16 protein-coding genes and 1 tRNA gene are annotated in these 16,469 nt (G+C 68.9%); 7 read left to right on the top strand and 10 right to left on the bottom strand.

From position 1 onward, the window contains the following. The coding region (locus VB734_RS05050) for an AAA family ATPase (RefSeq protein ID WP_323243023.1) at positions 1 to 258 on the top strand (258 nt) is incomplete at its 5' end. Between the two features lie 25 nt (positions 259 to 283). Continuing rightward, entirely contained in the window at positions 284 to 1,216 is a 933-nt protein-coding gene (hslO, locus tag VB734_RS05055) for an Hsp33 family molecular chaperone HslO (protein WP_323243024.1), read from the top strand. 5 nt (positions 1,217 to 1,221) lie between these two features. Here the strand turns inward: hslO and VB734_RS05060 are convergent, their stop codons facing one another. The 4 genes from VB734_RS05060 to VB734_RS05075 all read right to left on the bottom strand — a co-directional run bounded on the left by VB734_RS05060 (position 1,222) and on the right by VB734_RS05075 (position 4,648). After that, positions 1,222 to 1,908, bottom strand: a complete 687-nt coding sequence (locus tag VB734_RS05060; protein ID WP_323243025.1) for a CPP1-like family protein — start codon at positions 1,906 to 1,908, stop codon at positions 1,222 to 1,224. A 24-nt stretch (positions 1,909 to 1,932) separates the two neighbouring features. Continuing rightward, positions 1,933 to 2,172 (bottom strand): hypothetical protein, encoded by a 240-nt coding sequence (locus VB734_RS05065; protein WP_106220086.1) that lies wholly within the window; start codon positions 2,170 to 2,172, stop codon positions 1,933 to 1,935. A gap of 131 nt (positions 2,173 to 2,303) precedes the next feature. Then, positions 2,304 to 3,956 carry a peptide chain release factor 3 gene (locus tag VB734_RS05070; RefSeq protein WP_323243026.1) on the bottom strand — a complete coding sequence of 551 codons (1,653 nt, stop codon included), beginning with the start codon at positions 3,954 to 3,956 and terminating at the stop codon, positions 2,304 to 2,306. Then, complete coding sequence (locus VB734_RS05075; protein WP_323243027.1) at positions 3,953 to 4,648, bottom strand: class I SAM-dependent methyltransferase; 696 nt, start codon at positions 4,646 to 4,648, stop codon at positions 3,953 to 3,955. The genes VB734_RS05070 and VB734_RS05075 overlap by 4 nt, the downstream gene beginning before the upstream one ends. Positions 4,649 to 4,757: 109 nt before the next feature. Here VB734_RS05075 and nrdJ point away from each other — a divergent pair, with 109 nt between their 5' ends. Continuing rightward, positions 4,758 to 7,130, top strand: a complete 2,373-nt coding sequence (nrdJ, locus tag VB734_RS05080; protein WP_323243028.1) for a ribonucleoside-triphosphate reductase, adenosylcobalamin-dependent — start codon at positions 4,758 to 4,760, stop codon at positions 7,128 to 7,130. A gap of 50 nt (positions 7,131 to 7,180) precedes the next feature. On the opposite strand, the gene siaD is transcribed toward nrdJ, so the two are convergent. The 4 genes from siaD to VB734_RS05100 form a co-directional block, all read right to left on the bottom strand. Then, positions 7,181 to 8,038, bottom strand: coding sequence for a biofilm regulation diguanylate cyclase SiaD (gene siaD, locus VB734_RS05085; RefSeq protein WP_323243029.1), 858 nt, complete (start codon positions 8,036 to 8,038; stop codon positions 7,181 to 7,183). Position 8,039: 1 nt separating this feature from the next. Next, positions 8,040 to 8,435 (bottom strand): biofilm regulation phosphoprotein SiaC, encoded by a 396-nt coding sequence (gene siaC, locus VB734_RS05090; RefSeq protein ID WP_323243030.1) that lies wholly within the window; start codon positions 8,433 to 8,435, stop codon positions 8,040 to 8,042. Positions 8,436 to 8,439: 4 nt separating this feature from the next. Then, on the bottom strand, positions 8,440 to 8,988 hold the full coding sequence (gene siaB / locus VB734_RS05095; protein ID WP_323243031.1) for a biofilm regulation protein kinase SiaB: 549 nt from the start codon (positions 8,986 to 8,988) through the stop codon (positions 8,440 to 8,442). 91 nt (positions 8,989 to 9,079) lie between these two features. Continuing rightward, positions 9,080 to 10,384 (bottom strand): SpoIIE family protein phosphatase, encoded by a 1,305-nt coding sequence (locus tag VB734_RS05100; RefSeq protein WP_323243032.1) that lies wholly within the window; start codon positions 10,382 to 10,384, stop codon positions 9,080 to 9,082. A gap of 125 nt (positions 10,385 to 10,509) precedes the next feature. On the opposite strand from VB734_RS05100, the gene cax reads away from it, so the two are divergent. The 3 genes from cax to VB734_RS05115 all read left to right on the top strand — a co-directional run bounded on the left by cax (position 10,510) and on the right by VB734_RS05115 (position 12,956). After that, a complete protein-coding gene (cax, locus tag VB734_RS05105; RefSeq protein ID WP_323243033.1) occupies positions 10,510 to 11,625 on the top strand; it encodes a calcium/proton exchanger in 1,116 nt (371 codons plus the stop codon). After that, positions 11,622 to 12,806 carry a pentapeptide repeat-containing protein gene (locus VB734_RS05110; protein ID WP_323243034.1) on the top strand — a complete coding sequence of 395 codons (1,185 nt, stop codon included), beginning with the start codon at positions 11,622 to 11,624 and terminating at the stop codon, positions 12,804 to 12,806. Before cax ends, VB734_RS05110 begins: the two co-directional genes overlap by 4 nt. A gap of 65 nt (positions 12,807 to 12,871) precedes the next feature. After that, positions 12,872 to 12,956, top strand: a tRNA-Ser gene (locus VB734_RS05115). A 31-nt stretch (positions 12,957 to 12,987) separates the two neighbouring features. Here VB734_RS05115 and VB734_RS05120 read toward each other — a convergent pair. Continuing rightward, positions 12,988 to 15,501, bottom strand: coding sequence for a ligase-associated DNA damage response DEXH box helicase (locus tag VB734_RS05120; RefSeq protein ID WP_323243035.1), 2,514 nt, complete (start codon positions 15,499 to 15,501; stop codon positions 12,988 to 12,990). Between the two features lie 22 nt (positions 15,502 to 15,523). Continuing rightward, positions 15,524 to 15,733 (bottom strand): DUF350 domain-containing protein, encoded by a 210-nt coding sequence (locus VB734_RS05125; protein WP_216908808.1) that lies wholly within the window; start codon positions 15,731 to 15,733, stop codon positions 15,524 to 15,526. Positions 15,734 to 15,787: 54 nt separating this feature from the next. Between VB734_RS05125 and VB734_RS05130 the strand changes: the two genes are divergently transcribed. Beyond that, positions 15,788 to 16,469: hypothetical protein (locus VB734_RS05130; RefSeq protein WP_323243036.1), on the top strand; the 682-nt coding region annotated here is incomplete at its 3' end.

Raw genomic sequence — 16,469 nt, forward strand, 5'->3', positions numbered from 1 at the left:
CAGCAGCGGCGCCTGGCGCTGGCGGTGCAGCTGGTGCGCGATGCCCGGGTGCTGCTGCTGGATGAGCCCACCGCCGGCCTCGACTGGACCGTGCGGGAGGAGGTGCTGCAGCTGCTGGCCGACCTGGCCCGGGAGCGGGCCCTGCTGGTGGTGACCCATGAACCCGAGCTGTTCCGGGGTGTGATCGACCACGGCTGGCGGCTGGAGGGCGGCAGCCTGGGTCCCCTGGAGGCGCCGCGATCCGCCTCCTTACGATGACCGGCGGACGGTGGGAGATGGCTTGATGGGGGGACGGGTCGCTGGCGACAGCCTGCTGAGGGCCACCGGTGCCGGTGGCGGCATCCGCATGGTCGGGGTCACCACCACCGCGGCCAGCCGCGTGGCCAGCGATCGCCATGGGCTCTCCTTTCTCACCACGGCCCTGCTGGGCCGAGCCATGACGGCGGGGCTGCTGCTGGCCAGCTCGATGAAGGTGGCCCACGGCCGTGTGAATCTGCGCATCCAGTCCGACGGACCCCTGCGGGGTCTGATGGTGGATGCGGGCCGGGACGGCACCGTGCGGGGCTACGTGGGCCGCCCCGACCTGGAGCTCGACCTGCTCGCCGACGCGGCCGGTGGGCACCGCTTCGATTTCCGCCGCGCCACCGGCACCGGCTACCTGCACGTCGTGCGGGACCGGGGCCAGGGCGAACCCTTCAGCAGCACCGTGGAGTTGGTGAGCGGCGGCATCGGGGAGGACGTGGCCTCCTACCTGCTCCATTCCGAGCAGACCCCCTCGGCCCTGTTCGTGGGGGAGACGATCGACAGTTCCGGCGTGCGCTGCGCCGGTGGGGTGCTGGTCCAGGTGCTGCCGAAGGCGGCGCGGGAGCCGGCCCTGGTGGCCCTGCTGGAGGAGCGCTGCCGGGAGATCACCGGCTTCAGTGAGCGGCTCGCCACCCATGCCCACCAGCTCCAGGCCCTGTTCGAGGACATCTTTCCGGATCTCGATCCCCAGCCCCTCGAGGCGGCTCCGATCGAGCAGCCGGTGCGCTTCCACTGCCCCTGCAGCCGTCACCGCAGCGTCAGCGCCCTGCGGCTCCTGGGCCGCGACGAACTCAGCGCCATGCTCAGCGAGGACGGCCAGGCGGAGCTGACCTGCCATTTCTGCAGCGAGGTCTACCGGGTGGGGGCCCAGGAGCTCCAGGAGCTGATCGACGAGCTGGCCGCCGTGGCTTGAAGCGCTCAGGCGATCAGGAGGGCACCGAGCAGCAGCAGCAGGATGGCCGGGAGGCTCTGCAGCTGGAGGGTGGTGACCGGCAGGGTCTGGCTGAGGGAGGCCCCCAGCCCACCGGCCAGAAGACCGCCGAGGACCAGCCCCAGGCAGAGCAGGGCGAAGGACCAGCCCACCGATGCCAGGAAGCGTCCGTTACGCCGCTGCAGATTGAGCAGGGTGACGCCGGTGGCCAGGGCCGTGAGCAGCTCGGGGGCGGCGCCGGGCATCAGCACCAGCAGCACCAGCAGCACACCGTCGGCGGCCAGGGGAAACCAGAGCTCCCGGCCGCTCGCCAACTGCAGCCGGGGCAGCGAGAAGCTGGGGCGGGGCAGGCGGGAGGGGGGAAGCTGGGGGAGGCTGGGCAGGGCCGAAAGGGCCGGCCGGCTCGGGGGTGGTGAGGCCTGCTCCCGCTGGGAGGCAGAGCGGGCGGCGCTGCTGACCCTTCCCTGCTGGCGTTCCTTGAGCCGATCCATCAGCACGGCGTCGTAGGCCGCCTCGATGCGGGAGCGCACCATCGGATCATCGCCGGCCTCTCTGAGTCGGGCCAGCTTGGCCTCCTGGACCGTGTCGAAGGAGGCATCCGGGGCGACGCCCAGCCGCTCGTACGGATCGGAGGCGTCAGGGGCCGGCTGGGGCTGGGCGGATCCTTGGTTCATACCACCGAGCGTATCGAGCCAGGGCTAAAAAAGCGGTTCACTGCGGTGATATCCGGCTTCCTGTTGCAGACGGCGACGGCAGGCCTCCGCCTCCTCGATGGCCAGGGACCGGCGCCGCTTGAGCAGGGGCATCTGCGGCGGCAGGTGGCTGCCTTCACGCATCTCCACGGCTCCCTGGGAGGGCTGGAAGCTGACGTAATCACTGCCCCCGTCGCTGCGGGGACGCACAAGCCAGAGCGGGGATGGCGTCACGGATCGAGGCATCGCAGTGACCGTCCGTTGCGGCGTGACGAATTGTTGCTTCATTCTGCCCCCTCCGCCGGCATGGCGCGAGGGAGGGGTTCCCCCGCGCCGGCCGCGACACGGCCCCGACCCGACCCCGATACGACCCGGGGTCAGAGGGCGATCGGCTCCACCCCGCTCACCACCGGCGCCACCCCGTGCAGCTCCAGCTCGGGATGGTCCTCCTGAAGCTGGTGCAGGTTCCAGTCGTTGCGGAACAGCAGCACGGGCCGGTCCCAGGCGTCACGGACCGTCTTGCAGTTGAACAGCCGCCCCACCCGCTCCAGCGCCGGCCAGCCGCCGCTCACCCAGCGGGCGACGCTGAATTCCAGCGGTTCGAGCCGACTGGTGACGCCGTACTCGTTCTCCAGCCGGTATTGCACCACCTCCAGCTGCAGCTGGCCCACCGCCGCCAGGATCGGGTCCCGCTTGCTGGGGTCGGTGTCGTAGAGCACCTGAACGGCCCCCTCCTCCCGCAGCTCGTTCACCCCCTTGCGGAAACTCTTGAACGCCGAGGGGTTGGGGTTGCGCAGCCAGGCAAAGATTTCCGGGCTGAAGCAGGGAATGCCCTCGTACTCCACCCGTGCACCGGTGTAGAGGGTGTCGCCGATGGCGAACATGCCGGGATTGTTGAGGCCGATCACATCGCCGGGGTAGGCGTCGTCCACCACCTCCCGGTCCTGGCCGAACAGCTTCTGCGGGCGGGACAGGCGGATGGTGCGTCCGCTGCGGGCGTGGCGCACGTTCATGTCCTTCTCGAAGCGGCCGCTGCAGACCCGCACGAAAGCGACCCGGTCCCGGTGGCGGGGATCCATGTTGGCCTGCAGCTTGAAGACGAAGCCGCTGAACTCCGGCCGCAGCGGATCCACCGGGCCCTGGTCGCTCTCCCGGGCCACCGGCGGCTGGGCCAGCTCCAGGAAGGCATCGAGGAAGGGGCGCACGCCGAAATTGGTCATCGCCGAACCGAAGAACACCGGGCTCAGCTCACCGGCGTGCACCCGCTCCAGGTCCAGCGCCGCACCGGCCCCCTCCACCAGCTCCAGTTCCTCCTGCGCCAGCCCCAGCAGCTCCGCCTCCACCAGATCGGCCCGCTCGGGATCGCCGGGGGGCAGGCGCCGCTCCAGGCTCTGGCGGCCCCGCTCGGCCCGCTCGAACAGCAGCAGATCCTGGGAGCGCCGGTCGATGACGCCGCGGAAGCGGTCGCCGCTGCCGATCGGCCAGTTCACGGGCCAGCAGGCCAGCCCCAGCTCCTGCTCGATCTCGTCGATCAGCTCGAGGGGCTCGCGCCCCGGCCGGTCCATCTTGTTGACGAAAGTGAAGATGGGAATCCGCCGCATCCGGCAGACCTCGAACAGCTTGCGGGTCTGGGGCTCCAGGCCCTTGGCCGCATCCACCAGCATCACGGCATTGTCGGCGGCGGCCAGGGTGCGGTAGGTGTCCTCCGAGAAGTCCTGGTGGCCGGGGGTGTCGAGCAGGTTGATCGTGCTGCCGGCGTAGTCGAACTGGAGCACGGTGGAGGTGATCGAGATGCCGCGCTGCTTCTCCAGCTCCATCCAGTCGGAGGTCACCTTGCGCTGCTCCCCCTTGGCCTTCACCGCCCCGGCCTGCTGGATGGCCCCGCCGTAGAGCAGCAGTTTTTCCGTCAGGGTCGTCTTGCCCGCATCGGGGTGGGAAATGATGGCGAAGTTGCGGCGTCGGCTCACCGCCGCCGCCAGGGCCGCGGTTTCGCTGTCCGCTGCGGGGACGGAGGGGGGTCGGCTGGTCATGGGCCCAGCCTGCCAGGCAGGCCGTGGCCCTGGATCTCCAGGTAGCGGTCGTCCAGCTCCCGAACCTCCAGCCCCCCCAGCCCGGCGGCCTCCAGCTGTGCCCTCACCTCGGCGGTGCTGAAGGCCGCCCGCAGGGAATGGGCGTAGTCCCGCCGCAGCACCGCCGGCGCCGCACCCACATGGCGGGCCACCACGGCCTCTAGGTCCGCGGCGGTCGCCGGCCGGCGCAGATCCCGCACGTAGAGGCTGGTGCCCGGCCCAGTGAGCTGCTTCACGGCCCGCCAGAACACGCCCGGGTCATGGAGATGGTGCAGCAGGCTGTTGCTGACCACAGCGCTGCAGGGGCCCGCCAGCTGGGGGCTGGGCAGCACCAGCCGCTGGAAACGCACCTGACGGTGGGCGACCGGATCCGCCAGGCGCCGTTGCTCGGCGATGGCCAGCATCGCCGCCGATCCGTCGATGCCCAGCACCCGGGCCCCGGGCCACCGGCGCGCCACCAGAAAGGTGATGTTCCCCGGTCCGCAGCCCAGATCCACGACGCTCAGCCCTTCCCCGTCGCCGCTCCCCCGGAAGGCGGGGAGGGCCTCGATCCGCTCCAGCACCGCCCGGTCTCCGCTGGAGAAATCCGCCGCCGCGTAGGCCTCGGCCTGCAGCGGCTCGTCCATCAGCTCCGGTTCACAGATCCGCTCCATCGCTCCAGCATCCCCTCCGGCACCACAGGCACCGTGGCTGGGGTGGTCAGGGCGTTGCAGACCCTACAGGTGGCGTTATGGTGCGCAACACGATCCGGCCGTACCCCCCGTGACCCTCTCCGCCGCCCGTCCAGCCAACCCCGCCACGGCGGCGACCTCTGCCGGGGCGACCTCCGCCGGCAGCGACGCGACGGCAGCGCCGGCGGCGGATTTCCCGGTCACTGCCCCGGCGGCCTATCCGGTCTTCTATCGCACCTACAGCCGCAAGACCGCGAGCGGCGGTCGGGAGAGCTGGCACGAGGTGGCTGAGCGCAACCTGGAGGGACTGCGGGTGCTCGGCTCCCTCGACGCCTCCGAGGTGGAGCTGATCCGACGCATGCAGCGCCACCAGATGGCCCTGCCCTCCGGCCGCTGGCTGTGGATCGGCGGCACCGAATGGATCGAGCAATCCGAGAACTTCTCCGGGGCCTACAACTGCACCTCCACCAATCTGGTGGACTGGGAAGCCTTCGCCCTGATGATGGATCTGGCGATGATGGGCTGCGGCACCGGCGCCATCATCGAGCCCCACCTGATCAGCCGGCTGCCGAAGGTGCGCAACACCCTCGTCATCGACGGCGTCACCGACATCGGCCTCACACCGATCGGCTCCCGCCAGCAGCAGACCACCCACACGATCGAGGGCCATCACGTCAGCGTCCGCGTCGGCGACACCCGCGCCGGCTGGGTGGAGAGCTACCGGCTGCTGCTCAACCTCTGCAGCGACGAGCGCTTCGACGGCCCCGTTCACGTCTCGGTCGACCTGTCGGACGTGCGGCCGGTGGGGGAAACCCTCAAGGGCTTCGGCGGCATGGCCAATCCGGTCAAGCTGAAGGATCTCTACGGCCGCGTCGCCCAGATCCTCAACAAGGCCCGGGGCCGCCAGCTCACCTCGGTGGAGTGCTGCCTGTTGATCGATGAGGCGGCGGTCACGATCGTGGCCGGCAACATCCGCCGCAGCGCCGGCATGCGCCAGTTCTGCGCCGACGACGATTCCGCCCTCGGTGCCAAGGAAAACCTCTGGCAGCAGGACGAGCAGGGCAACTGGCGCATCGATCCCGAGCGGGACGCCCTGCGCATGGCCAACCACACCCGGGTGTTCCACGTGCGCCCCAGCCGCGAGGTGGTGCTGGAAGCGGTCACCAAGCAGTTCCAGTCGGGAGAGGGGGCGATCCAGTTCGCTCCCGAGGCCATCGCCCGCTCCAACGCCGACCTGCTCACAACCCCGGAGCTGCGCACCGAGTTCATCGGCATTTACTGCGACCAGGGACGGGAGGAAGCCGGCCGCTGGCTGCAGCTGCACCACCCCGGGATCGGCGCTGACGAGCTCGAACATCGGCTCGGCCGCTACGGCCTCAACCCCTGCGGTGAGATTCTCGGCGCCGATTTCCACTGCAACCTGGCGGAGATCCACCTCAACCGGATCGACCCGGCCGACCACCAGGCCCAGGAGGACGCCTTCCGGGCCGGGGGGCTGGCGGTGGCCTGCCTGCTGAACCACCGCTTCGAGGTGGAGCGCTACCGCCGCAGCCGGGCCTGGGATCCGATCGTGGGGGTCAGCTTCACGGGCCTGTTCGACTTCTTCGTCCACGCCTTCGGCACCCCCTGGCTGCAGTGGTGGGAGGCGGGTCGTCCCGACAGCGAGGAGGGCCGGGCGTTCCGCCAGCAGGAGGCGGCCTACCTGTCCCGCTGGAAGGATTGGGTGCACCAGGCGGTGTGGGATTACTGCGACCGCCACGGCATGCGCCGTCCCAACCGCTGCACCACCGTCCAGCCGGCCGGCACCAAGAGCCTGCTCACCGGTGCCAGCCCCGGCTGGCATCCCCCCAAGGCCCAGCGCTTCATCCGCCGCATCACCTTCCGCAAGAACGATCCGGTGGCCCTGGCCTGCATGGAGTACGGCTACGCAATCGTTCCCTCCCAGTCCGACAAGGATGAGCAGGGGCGGCTGCTGAATGATCCCTTCGATCCTCGCTGCACCGAATGGCTGGTGGAGATCCCCACTGAGGTGAGCTGGGCCAACCTGCCCGGGGCCGACCGGGTGGAGATCAACAACTTCTCGGCCCTGGCCCAGTTCGACTTTTACATGCAGGTGCAGCGGCACTACACCACCCACAACACCTCGGCGACGGTGGAATTCCGCGAGCACGAGATTGAGCCCCTGGCCGCCGCAATCCACCACGCCATCGAGAACGGGGAGGGCTACATCTCGGCCGCGCTCCTGGCCCGTTTCGATGCCAACGCCACCTTCCCGCGGCTGCCCTTCGAGCCGATCGATCAGGCCACCTACACCCGGATGGTGGCGGAGGTCGAGCAGCGGCGCGTCTGCGGCGATTTCTTCCTCGCCCTGCAGAAGTACGACCGCGGCGAGCTGGTCGAAGCCGGCCCGGCCGGTTGCGATTCCGACAAGTGCCTGCTGCCGCTCGCCAAGCCTGAGTCCTGAGCCTTCGCCGGCGGCCCACCGGCCGCCGGCGTTGGTGGTAAGGCCGCCCCCTACTCGGCGGTGGCGGTCAGGGTACTGATCTCCCGGTGGCTGAGGGGATCGCCGGGATCGATCACCACGAGGCGATCGCGTCCGCAGTTCTTGGCCATCAGCAGGGCCTTGTCGGCCCGGCGGAAGGTGGCGTCGTAGTTCTCTTCGGCTTTGTGCTCGGTCAGGCCCATGCTGGCGGTGAGCTTCAGCTCCATGTCGTCGATCGAGACGCGCATGCTGCGGATGTTGGCCAGCATGCGCTTGGCCACGCCCTCGGCCGTGGCGAGATCGGCATCAATCAGCAGGGCCAGGAATTCCTCCCCACCCCAGCGGGCGATGATGTCGTAGTGGCGGAGACTGCCGGAGAGGGCCTTGACGAAATCCACCAGCATCAGATCGCCGGTGGCGTGGCCATATTCGTCGTTGATCAACTTGAAGTGGTCTACATCCAGGATGATCATCGAATAGGTGGAGCCATGCCTGCTAGCCCGCTGATCCTCCTCAAGACAGCGTTCCGCCATGAAGCGACGATTGGAGATCCCCGTCAGGGCGTCATGGGTTGAGGCTTCGAACAGGGTGAGGTTCACCTCCTTGAGTGAGGCCTGATAAAGGTCGGAGATGCGCACCACGCGTTTGATCTGGCGCAGCTGCTTCTCATAGCGATTCGTGAGGCTGCGGTTGCTCTCCAGAACGTGGGATTGATAGAGATCGGAGATATCGGCCACCCGTTCCAGGCGGTCCACCTGCTCTTCGATGCGGTGCCACAATCTGGCCAGCAGGTTTCGGACCGGATCATTGTCGTAGCGCTGGTCAGCCAGGACGGCCATGACTTCCTGTTCCAGCTGATCGTCAGATTTGGGGCCGGAAGTCTCGGGCATGTCAGGCGTTGATGGAAAGGATCAGGAATGGAAAGGTGTAATCTTCCTTGAACTCGGAACCCAGCTCGGCGGATCGGGGGTTTCGGTCATCGAACATCCACTGGACCAGCACCTCCTTGCCTTCATCAAAAGACGTCTGGAGCAGATCAAAGATGTCGATCATGAAGCGAATGCTGCTGGTGTTGAGATAGTTGAGATGCAGCTCGAGGGTCAGGGATTGGTTGGCGGTGGACAGATAGGACTCAATCCACTGAATCAGCTGGTCGTAGAGCTCAAACGAATTCTCAGGATAGGACTCCCCGCTCATCACCACCACGCCGGCCTTCCAGTCCGCACGGATCGAAGGGCTGGACTGGGAGCCCGGCACTGACAGGTTCAGTTCTTCGCTGCTGCTCATGGGATCAGATGATGGCCCGAAGGCTGAAGAAGGCGCGACCGGGCTCAAGGGGGTCAAGGGAGGCCTCCATGGGTTGGCTCGAACGCCTGGCAATCTCAATGAGACCCAGGCCGGCGCCCTGGCCCGGGGTCTGGGAGTGGGGCTGGCGCAGCTGCTGTTTGTAGAGCACCTTCAGCTGGGGCTTGTCGCAGGCGGCGAGTTCGTGGATCCGCTTCAGCAGGGCCTTACCATCCTCCATCTCAACGAGGTTACCTGCACAGACGGCGTAATGGCCAGCCTCGGCGGCCGCAATCACGACCGTGGCGGAGGACTCGGCATCGCTGAAGCCATGGCTGGTGGCATAATTCCTGATATTCTGACTCATTTCGATATACACACTGAACACATCCATCACTTCCAGTTCGGGCGCGTGATGGGACTCGATGTGTTCCTTGAGGGCTGAACCGATCTCGCCGATCAGGGTGGTGGAGATCGGTCCATTGAAACAGATGAGGATCCGATAATCACTGAAGAACTCCCTCAGGGACATCAGACTGGTGGTGGTGATCGTCATCGCTTCAGCTCCGAGATGCGCCCTTGCGTCGGGTTGGCGAGCCAGGAGAAGGGTTTGCTGAATAGGGTCGCATGGGACATCAGTCGGGCCTCTAGGAGAAACGGAAGGAAAGGATCGTGATGTCATCCCGTTGGGGATGGCTGCCGCGAAACTGCTCAAGGGCATCGGCCAGGGCCTGGCGCTGCTGCTCCAGTGGCTGGCGGGCCAGCCCGATCAGCCATTCCTTGAATTGCTGGGTGCCGAGGGAAAAGCCGTTGTCACCACCTGACTGGTCCAGCAGGCCGTCGGTGGTGAGGTAGTAGGTGCAGTCCGGCAGCAAGGGAACATCGTGGTCGGTGTAGGAGCCGACCCGTTGGTCGCAGATGGCCCGATGGTCTCCCCTGAGCATGTGCATGGTTTGCCCATCACTCCAATAGAGACTGATCTTTGCCCCCGAGAATCTAAGTGTCCTGGCTTCGAAGTCAAGCCGAACCAGCCCGATGTCCATGCTGGTGGCGATCGACCTGCTCATCCTGGCGCCATGCAGCAGGGTGCGCATCGCGGTGTCGGTGCAGTTCAGGATGGCCGCCGGTGAGGTGATGCCCACCTCCATGATCGAGCGATCGATCCCCGCCCTGGCGAGCATCGTCATCATCGCTCCGGAAACGCCGTGGCCGGCGCAGTCGGCCACACCGGCCAGGCAGTGACCGCCTTCCGAGTGGAAGATGTAGTAGTCACCACCAACCGTATCCCGTGGCAGCCAGAGGATGAAATAGTCGTTGCCGAAGGTTTCCTGCAGCTGGCGGTCCGGAAGGATCGAGCGCTGCAGCAGCCCCGCATAGTTGATGGAGGACTCGATCTGGCGGTTCGCTTCCAGCAGTAGACGGTTGCTGGCCTCACCGGCGATCAGCGCCTGCCGCATCTTGGTGAGCACGATGTTGAAGGCCTTGGCCAGCCTGGAGATCTCATCGTTGCTCCGGATCGTCAGCAGACTGGTCATGTCGTCGCTCTCGATCGCGCTGGCCTCCCTGACCAGTCGGGCGATCGGCAGGATGATGCGTCTGGCAATGATCTGATAGGAGATGATCGCCAGGATGACCAGCAGCAGGGTCAGAATCAAGGAGACATAGATCTCCGCTGACCGGCTGCCGGGAACCCGCAGCAGCTGAATGCCGGCGATGACCAAGTACAGAAGAACCAGACCATTGACAATCGCAATCAGCGTGAAGACCTGCTGAATCGACGCCTCCGGTGGCCGTGACGGAGGCTGTCCTCCCGGTGGTTTCCGGGGCCCGAAACGCACCCTGAGACGCCGACTGAGGCGCTGCACCGGCCCGCCGTCAACGGGGCGCTCGACGGGGATGGTCATCGCCTGGGGGTTCTTCGGACCCATGCTGGCCTGCAGGGTGTCGGGCAATCCGGAGCATGCTGCTGGGGCCATTCTGAGCCGAACATCCCTGCCGCGCCGTCTTCATCACCACGCCCGGCCATGGGCCTGGGCATCAACAGTCGGTCAGAATGGGTCATCGCCTTACCTTCTTCATGCCCCCTCGCCTGCGCATCGCCACCGGCCTGCTGGCGATGCTGCCGGTGGCTGCGGCGGCGGACCGGCTCCACTGGGGGGATGGGGTCGTCTTCGTCGCCTCGATCCTGTCGATCATTCCACTGGCGATCCTGCTCAGCACCGCCACCGAGGAGCTCTCCCTCACCCTCGGGCCCTCGATCGGCGCCCTGCTGAATGCCCTGTTCGGCAATGCCACCGAACTGATCATCGCCCTGGCGGCCCTGCGGGCCGGCCTGGTGGACATCGTCAAGGCCAGCATCACGGGCACGGTGATGGCCAATCTGCTGCTGGCCCTCGGCCTGTCGATGCTGGTCGGTGGGATCGGCCGCAGCGAGCAGCGCTTCCAGCCGGTGGTGGCACGGGTGAACGGCTCGGCCATGACCCTGGCCGTCCTGGCGATCCTGATCCCGAGCCTGCGGGGCATGGTGGGCGATGGCGCCGGGGGCCTTGACGCGGGCGCCGCCGAGTCCTTTTCCCTGTTCGTGGCCTGGGTGCTGCTGGCCGTCTACGGCCTGACGCTGCTGTTTTCCCTGAAGACTCACCGCACCCTCTATGCGGTGGCGGAGGTCGAGCTGGGAGTGGAGGGCGGGGAGCCGGCCCATGGTGAAGGCAGCGGCCCCAAGCCGCCCCTGCTCCCCTGGGTTGCGGTCCTGCTGGCGGCCACCGTCGGCCTGGCCTACGCCTCCGAGCTGTTCGTCGGCGTGGTGGAGACCGTCACCGAGTCCCTGGGCCTCTCGGCCCTGTTCACCGGCGTGGTCCTGCTTCCCCTGCTGGGCGGCGCGGCGGAATACCTCACCGCGGTGAGCATGGCCCGCAAGGACAAGATGGACCTGGCGGTGTCGGTGGCCCTGGGCTCCACCCTGCTGGTGGGGTTGCTGGTGGTGCCGGTGCTGCTGCTGGTGGCTCCCTTGCTCGGCCATCCCCTCGACCTCAGCTTCAACGTCTATGAGCTGGTGGCGGTGGCGACCGCGGTGCTGGTGAGCAATCTGGTCAGCCTCGACGGCCGCTCCGACTGGCTGGAGGGGGTGCTGCTGCTGGCGGCCTACGCCATCCTGGCGGCCGGCTTCTTCTTTCAGGGCAACACCGTTCCATGAGCACGAAGCCGGACGACCGTCCGCTGACCGCCCCCGCCTCCGCCCCGCCCCCCGCCCTGCGCTCCGGTGGTCTCTGGACCCGCCTGCGCCATGGAGCCGGCCTGCAGCTGCTGCTCACCCTCCTGGTCCTGCAGGCGGCCCTGATCCTGGGCCTGGCCTGGCTGGCTCTGCCGGCGGCCCTGCTGGTCGCGGTCCTGGCCCTGCGGCAGCTGCTGCCGCCCCTCTGGCAGCTCCTGGCCCGCCAGCTGGAGGAACCCCCCACGGTTCGGCTGCTGGCGCTGGTGTCCCTGGTGCTGGCGCTGCTGTCGATCCCCCTGGCCCTGGGCTGGTTCGACCCGTTGCTGGCGATCTACCGCAACGGCGACTGGGAGGCGATCGGCGCCTTCGGCGAAGGCGTCATCGGGGCCATCGGCCAGATCCTCGTGGCCCTGGTGGCCCTGATGATCGCCTGGCGCCAGGTGATGGTGGACCAGCGGCTCACCACCCAGCAGAACCGCATCACCCAGGCCCAGACCATCGACAGCTTCATCCACGGCATCTCCGAGCTGATCAGCGACGAGGAGGGGCTGCTGGAGGACTGGCCCCTGGAGCGGATGCTGGCGGAGGGGCGCCTGGCCGCCGTCCTGAGCAGCATCGACGGCGACGGCAAGGCCCGCATCCTGCGCTTTCTCTCCCACGCCCGGCTGCTCACGCCCCTGCGCCGGGACCAGCGGCTGGGGCGCGCCATCCTTGACGGCGAGGGCAGCTACGAGGAGGACCGGCCGCGGGGCGTCCCGGTGATCCGCCTGCAGAGCATGCTGCGGGGGGCCGACCTCGCCGGCACCGACCTGCGGGCCATTGACTTCAACGGTGCCGACCTCTCCGGTGCCGACCTCTCCGGCGCCGATCTGGCGGAGGCGAATCTCTCACGCGTCAATCTGGCCGGCGCCAACCTGCAGGGGGCGTCCCTTCAGGGCACCCGCTTCTTCTACGGCGACCCCTTGGAGGCCACCCCGCCCCAGCCCCAGCAGCCGCCGGACCACGTCGGCGGTGCCGGCACCGGCGCCCTGGTGGAGAACGTCAATCTGTCGGGGGTGCGCCAGCTGGATCCGGCCAGCCGGACCTACCTGGCGGCCTGGAGCGGGCTCCGCTCCCGGCAGACCATCCCCGGCGGCTGCAAGGGGCTGCCCAGCCGGCTGTAGGCGCCGCCCGCCCCTCCATGGGAGCATGGCGTGGCTTCCGACAGGGTCGGCAGGCCGTCCAGCCTGGAGGGGTGGTCGAGTGGTTGATGGCTCCGGTCTTGAAAACCGGCGAATCGCAAGATTCCGTGGGTTCGAATCCCACCCCCTCCGTTCCTTCCTGCCCTGACCGCCCTTGGGCGACTCAGAGCCCCTCGGCCCGGCAGGCCTGCCGGCGCAGCCGCTCCAGGCGCTCCAGCAGCGATTCGTTGCTCATCCGGTTGTTGAGCCGCTCCGCCAGCAGCGGGAAGGCCATGGGCCCGGGGCGGGGCGGGTGCCGCTCCAGCCACTCGCTCCCCTGCAGCCGCTCCAGGGTGCCGATCAGCCGACCGAGGTCGAGCTGCTCCTCCAGCACCTCGCCGCGGGCCTGGGCCAGCAGCAGATTGCCGGGTTCATGGCGCTGGAAGACATCGAACAGCAGGGCGGCGCTGATCTGCAGCTGGCCGCCGGAGCGGGCCTGGCCGGGGTAGCCGTTGAGCACCAGGCCGCTCACCTGGGCGATGGAGCGGAAGCGGCGGCGGCAGAGCTCCGAGAGGTTCACGGCCCGCTCCAGGTCCTCCAGCAGCCCGGCGGGATCCAGCAGGCTCCCGGCGTGCTGAGCGAGCAGCTCCTCGAAGGGGTAGCCGCGGGGGGCGAGCAGCTCGAAGCCGTAGTCGTTCACCGACACCGTGAAGGTGCCGGGGTGGTGCCGGGCCAGCCGCCACGACCACAGGAAGCCGAGGCCCTCGTGCACGAAGCGGCCCTCGAAGGGGTAGGAGTAGAGATGGCTGCCCTCCCGGGTGTGGCACAGCTCCACCAGAAACTGGTGCGTGCGGGGCAGCGCGGAGAGCTGCACCTGGCGCTCCAGCAGGGGCTCCAGGGCCCGCAGCTCGGCGGTGTCCAGGTCGAAACCCGATTCGCCGTCGAGGGCGCGGGCACAGCGGTCGACCTCCCGGCGCAGGTGGGCGCTGAGCAGGTCGGAAAGGGCCATCTGGCCGCCGCCCCAGGCGGGCACCGTGGCGCTGCGGCGCGTGGTGGCCTTCACCATCGCCGTCATCTCCCGCAGCCGCACGAACTCCAGCTGGCGGCCGGCGAAGAAGAACACATCCCCCGGCTTGAGCCGGCCGACGAAGGCTTCCTCCACATGGCCCAGCACGGCGCCGCGCACGAAGCGCACGGTCACGGCCCGATCGGCGCTGATCGTGCCGATGTTGAGACGGTGCAGGCGGGCGATGGCCGGCTCCCGCACCACGTAGCGCCAGGGCCCGTCCGCTTGCGCTCCGGCAGCCGGCTCCCTCTCCAGCTTGCGGTAGCGCGGGTAGGCCCCCAGGCAGTCGCCGCCGGCTTCGAGAAAGCGCAGACACCAGTCCCAGCGACGGCGCTCCAGCTGGCGGTAGCTCCAGGTGCGCCGCACCGCCGCCAGGGTGGCCTCGGGCTCGAAGCCCGGACCGCAGGCCAGGGACACCAGGTGCTGGAGCAGCACATCGAGCGGCTCCGCGGGCGGGCGGCGGTGCTCCACCAGCCCCTCCCCCAGCCCCCGGCGCATGGCCGACACCTCCAGCAGCTCCAGGGCGTTGGTGGGCATGAACAGCACCTGGGCCGTGCCGCCAGGCTGATGGGCCGAGCGGCCGGCCCGCTGCAGCAGCCGGGCCAGGTTCTTGGCGCTGCCGATCTGCACCACCCGCTCCACCGGCTGGAAGTCGACCCCCAGATCGAGGGAGCTGGTGCACACCACCCAGCGGATCGCCGCCGCCTTCACCCCCGCCTCGATGGCCTCGCGCTGGGCCCGATCAATGGCGCTGTGGTGCAGGGCCAGGGCCCCGTCCATCTCGGGGCAGGCGAAGCGCAGGCACTGGTGCCAGCGCTCGGCCTGGTTGCGGGTGTTGGTGAACAGCAGGGTGGAGACGGCCGGGTCCAGGGCGGCCACCAGCTCCTCGTACATGCGCAGCCCCAGGTGGCCGGCCCAGGGGAAGCCGTCGATCGTGTCGGGCAGCAGGCTGCGGATCTGCGTATCCCGCCGGATGCGGGCGGTGATGATCCGCAGCTCGCCGTCCACCCCCACCGCGGCCCGGGCCGCCTCCTCCAGGTTGCCGATGGTGGCGCTGATCGCCCAGGTGCGCAGGGCGGGCCGCCGGCCCCGCAGCCAGCTCAGGCAGAGCTCGGTCTGGGAGCCGCGCTTGCTGCCCATCAGCTCGTGCCACTCGTCGATCACCACCGCCTCCAGATCGGCGAACAGGGCCTCGGCCCGGGGCCCGGCCAGCAGCAGGGAGAGGGATTCGGGGGTGGTGATCAGGATCTGGGGCGGGGCCTTGAGCTGTTTGCCCCGCTCATGGCTGCTGGTGTCGCCGTTGCGCAGGCCCACCCGCAGGGGCCAGCCCATGGCCTCGATCGGCTCCCGGATCGCCAGCAGCAGGTCCCGGCTCAGGGCCCGCAGGGGCGTCAGCACCAGCAGCCGCAGGCCGCCCTCCGGCCCGGCGGCCCCGCTCTCGCTGAGCATGTCGGCGATCGGCCCCATCACGGCGGCGTAGGTCTTCCCCGAGCCGGTGGGCACCTGGATCAGGCCGCTGGCCCCCTCCAGGTAGGCGCGCCAGCACTGGCGCTGAAACGGCATCGGCCGCCAGCCGCGGCTGGTGAACCAGGCCTCGATCGGCCGCAGCGCCGCCGCGGGGGAAGGGGTCAAGGGGTCGCGGGGCGGGGACGGCTCAGGTGGAGAGCACCGCCACCACCACGGCGGCGATCGCCAGGATTACGGCCCCCAGCACCACCCCGGCGGCGATGTTGCCGCGGCGGATCTCGGCCCGGTAATCGATCGGGGAGAGGCGATCGAAGAGCAGGAGCCCGAGATAGATGAGGATGATGCCCAGAAAGGTCCAGCCGACCATCAGCAGCATCTGGAGCAGTGGTTTGACCATCCCCGCATCGCAAAGCCGGCCCCACCGTAGGGACACCCCGGAGGCCGCCCGCTGATGGGGCCGTCTTCCCCGGGCGGACAGCGGGATCCGGCTTTGCTGCTCTGGCCGCTGGCCAGCCTGCTGCTGCCGCTGCTGCCGTTGCTGGTGCTGGCTGTCTCGGCGCTGGAGTGGCCCCGACGGCTGGTGATGGTGGTGCCCGAAGGCCAAAGGGTGCTCAGCGCACCCTTCGAGCTGCGGGACGGCTGGCTGGGCAGCCCCCGGCTGACGCTGGCGGCCGAGATCCCCCCCAACAGCAGCGTCGAGCTGAATGTGGCCCTGCTCGATGGCGGCGGCCGCACCGTGCTGAGCCTCACCAAGGACGGCTGGCGGGCCAGCGGCACCTGGGCGGAGGAGGGGGAGAGCGGCACCTGGGAGGAGGGCGACGCGGGGCTGGCGCTGGCCATGCGCCCGGGCCGGAGCGGACGCTTCCAGCTGGCGGTGCAGCTGCAGGATCTGCTCGATGATGCGGGCCGCCCCCTGCCGAATCCGGTCGTGGTGCGCGGCAGCGTCCGCAACCACAGCGTCGACGTCCCCCTGCTGCTGTTCACCGCCGTGGTGACGTGGGCAACGGCGTTGGTGCTGCTCAAGGCCTGCTATGGCGTCGGCCGGGGCCGCTGGGTCCGGCGCAGTGACGATGGCATCGCCGCGATCCGCTGTGACGCCGGTGGCCCGGGCCTGGTGCGGGTGGGGGTGGTGG

It is taken from the genome of Synechococcus sp. BA-124 BA4 (assembly GCF_034931165.1).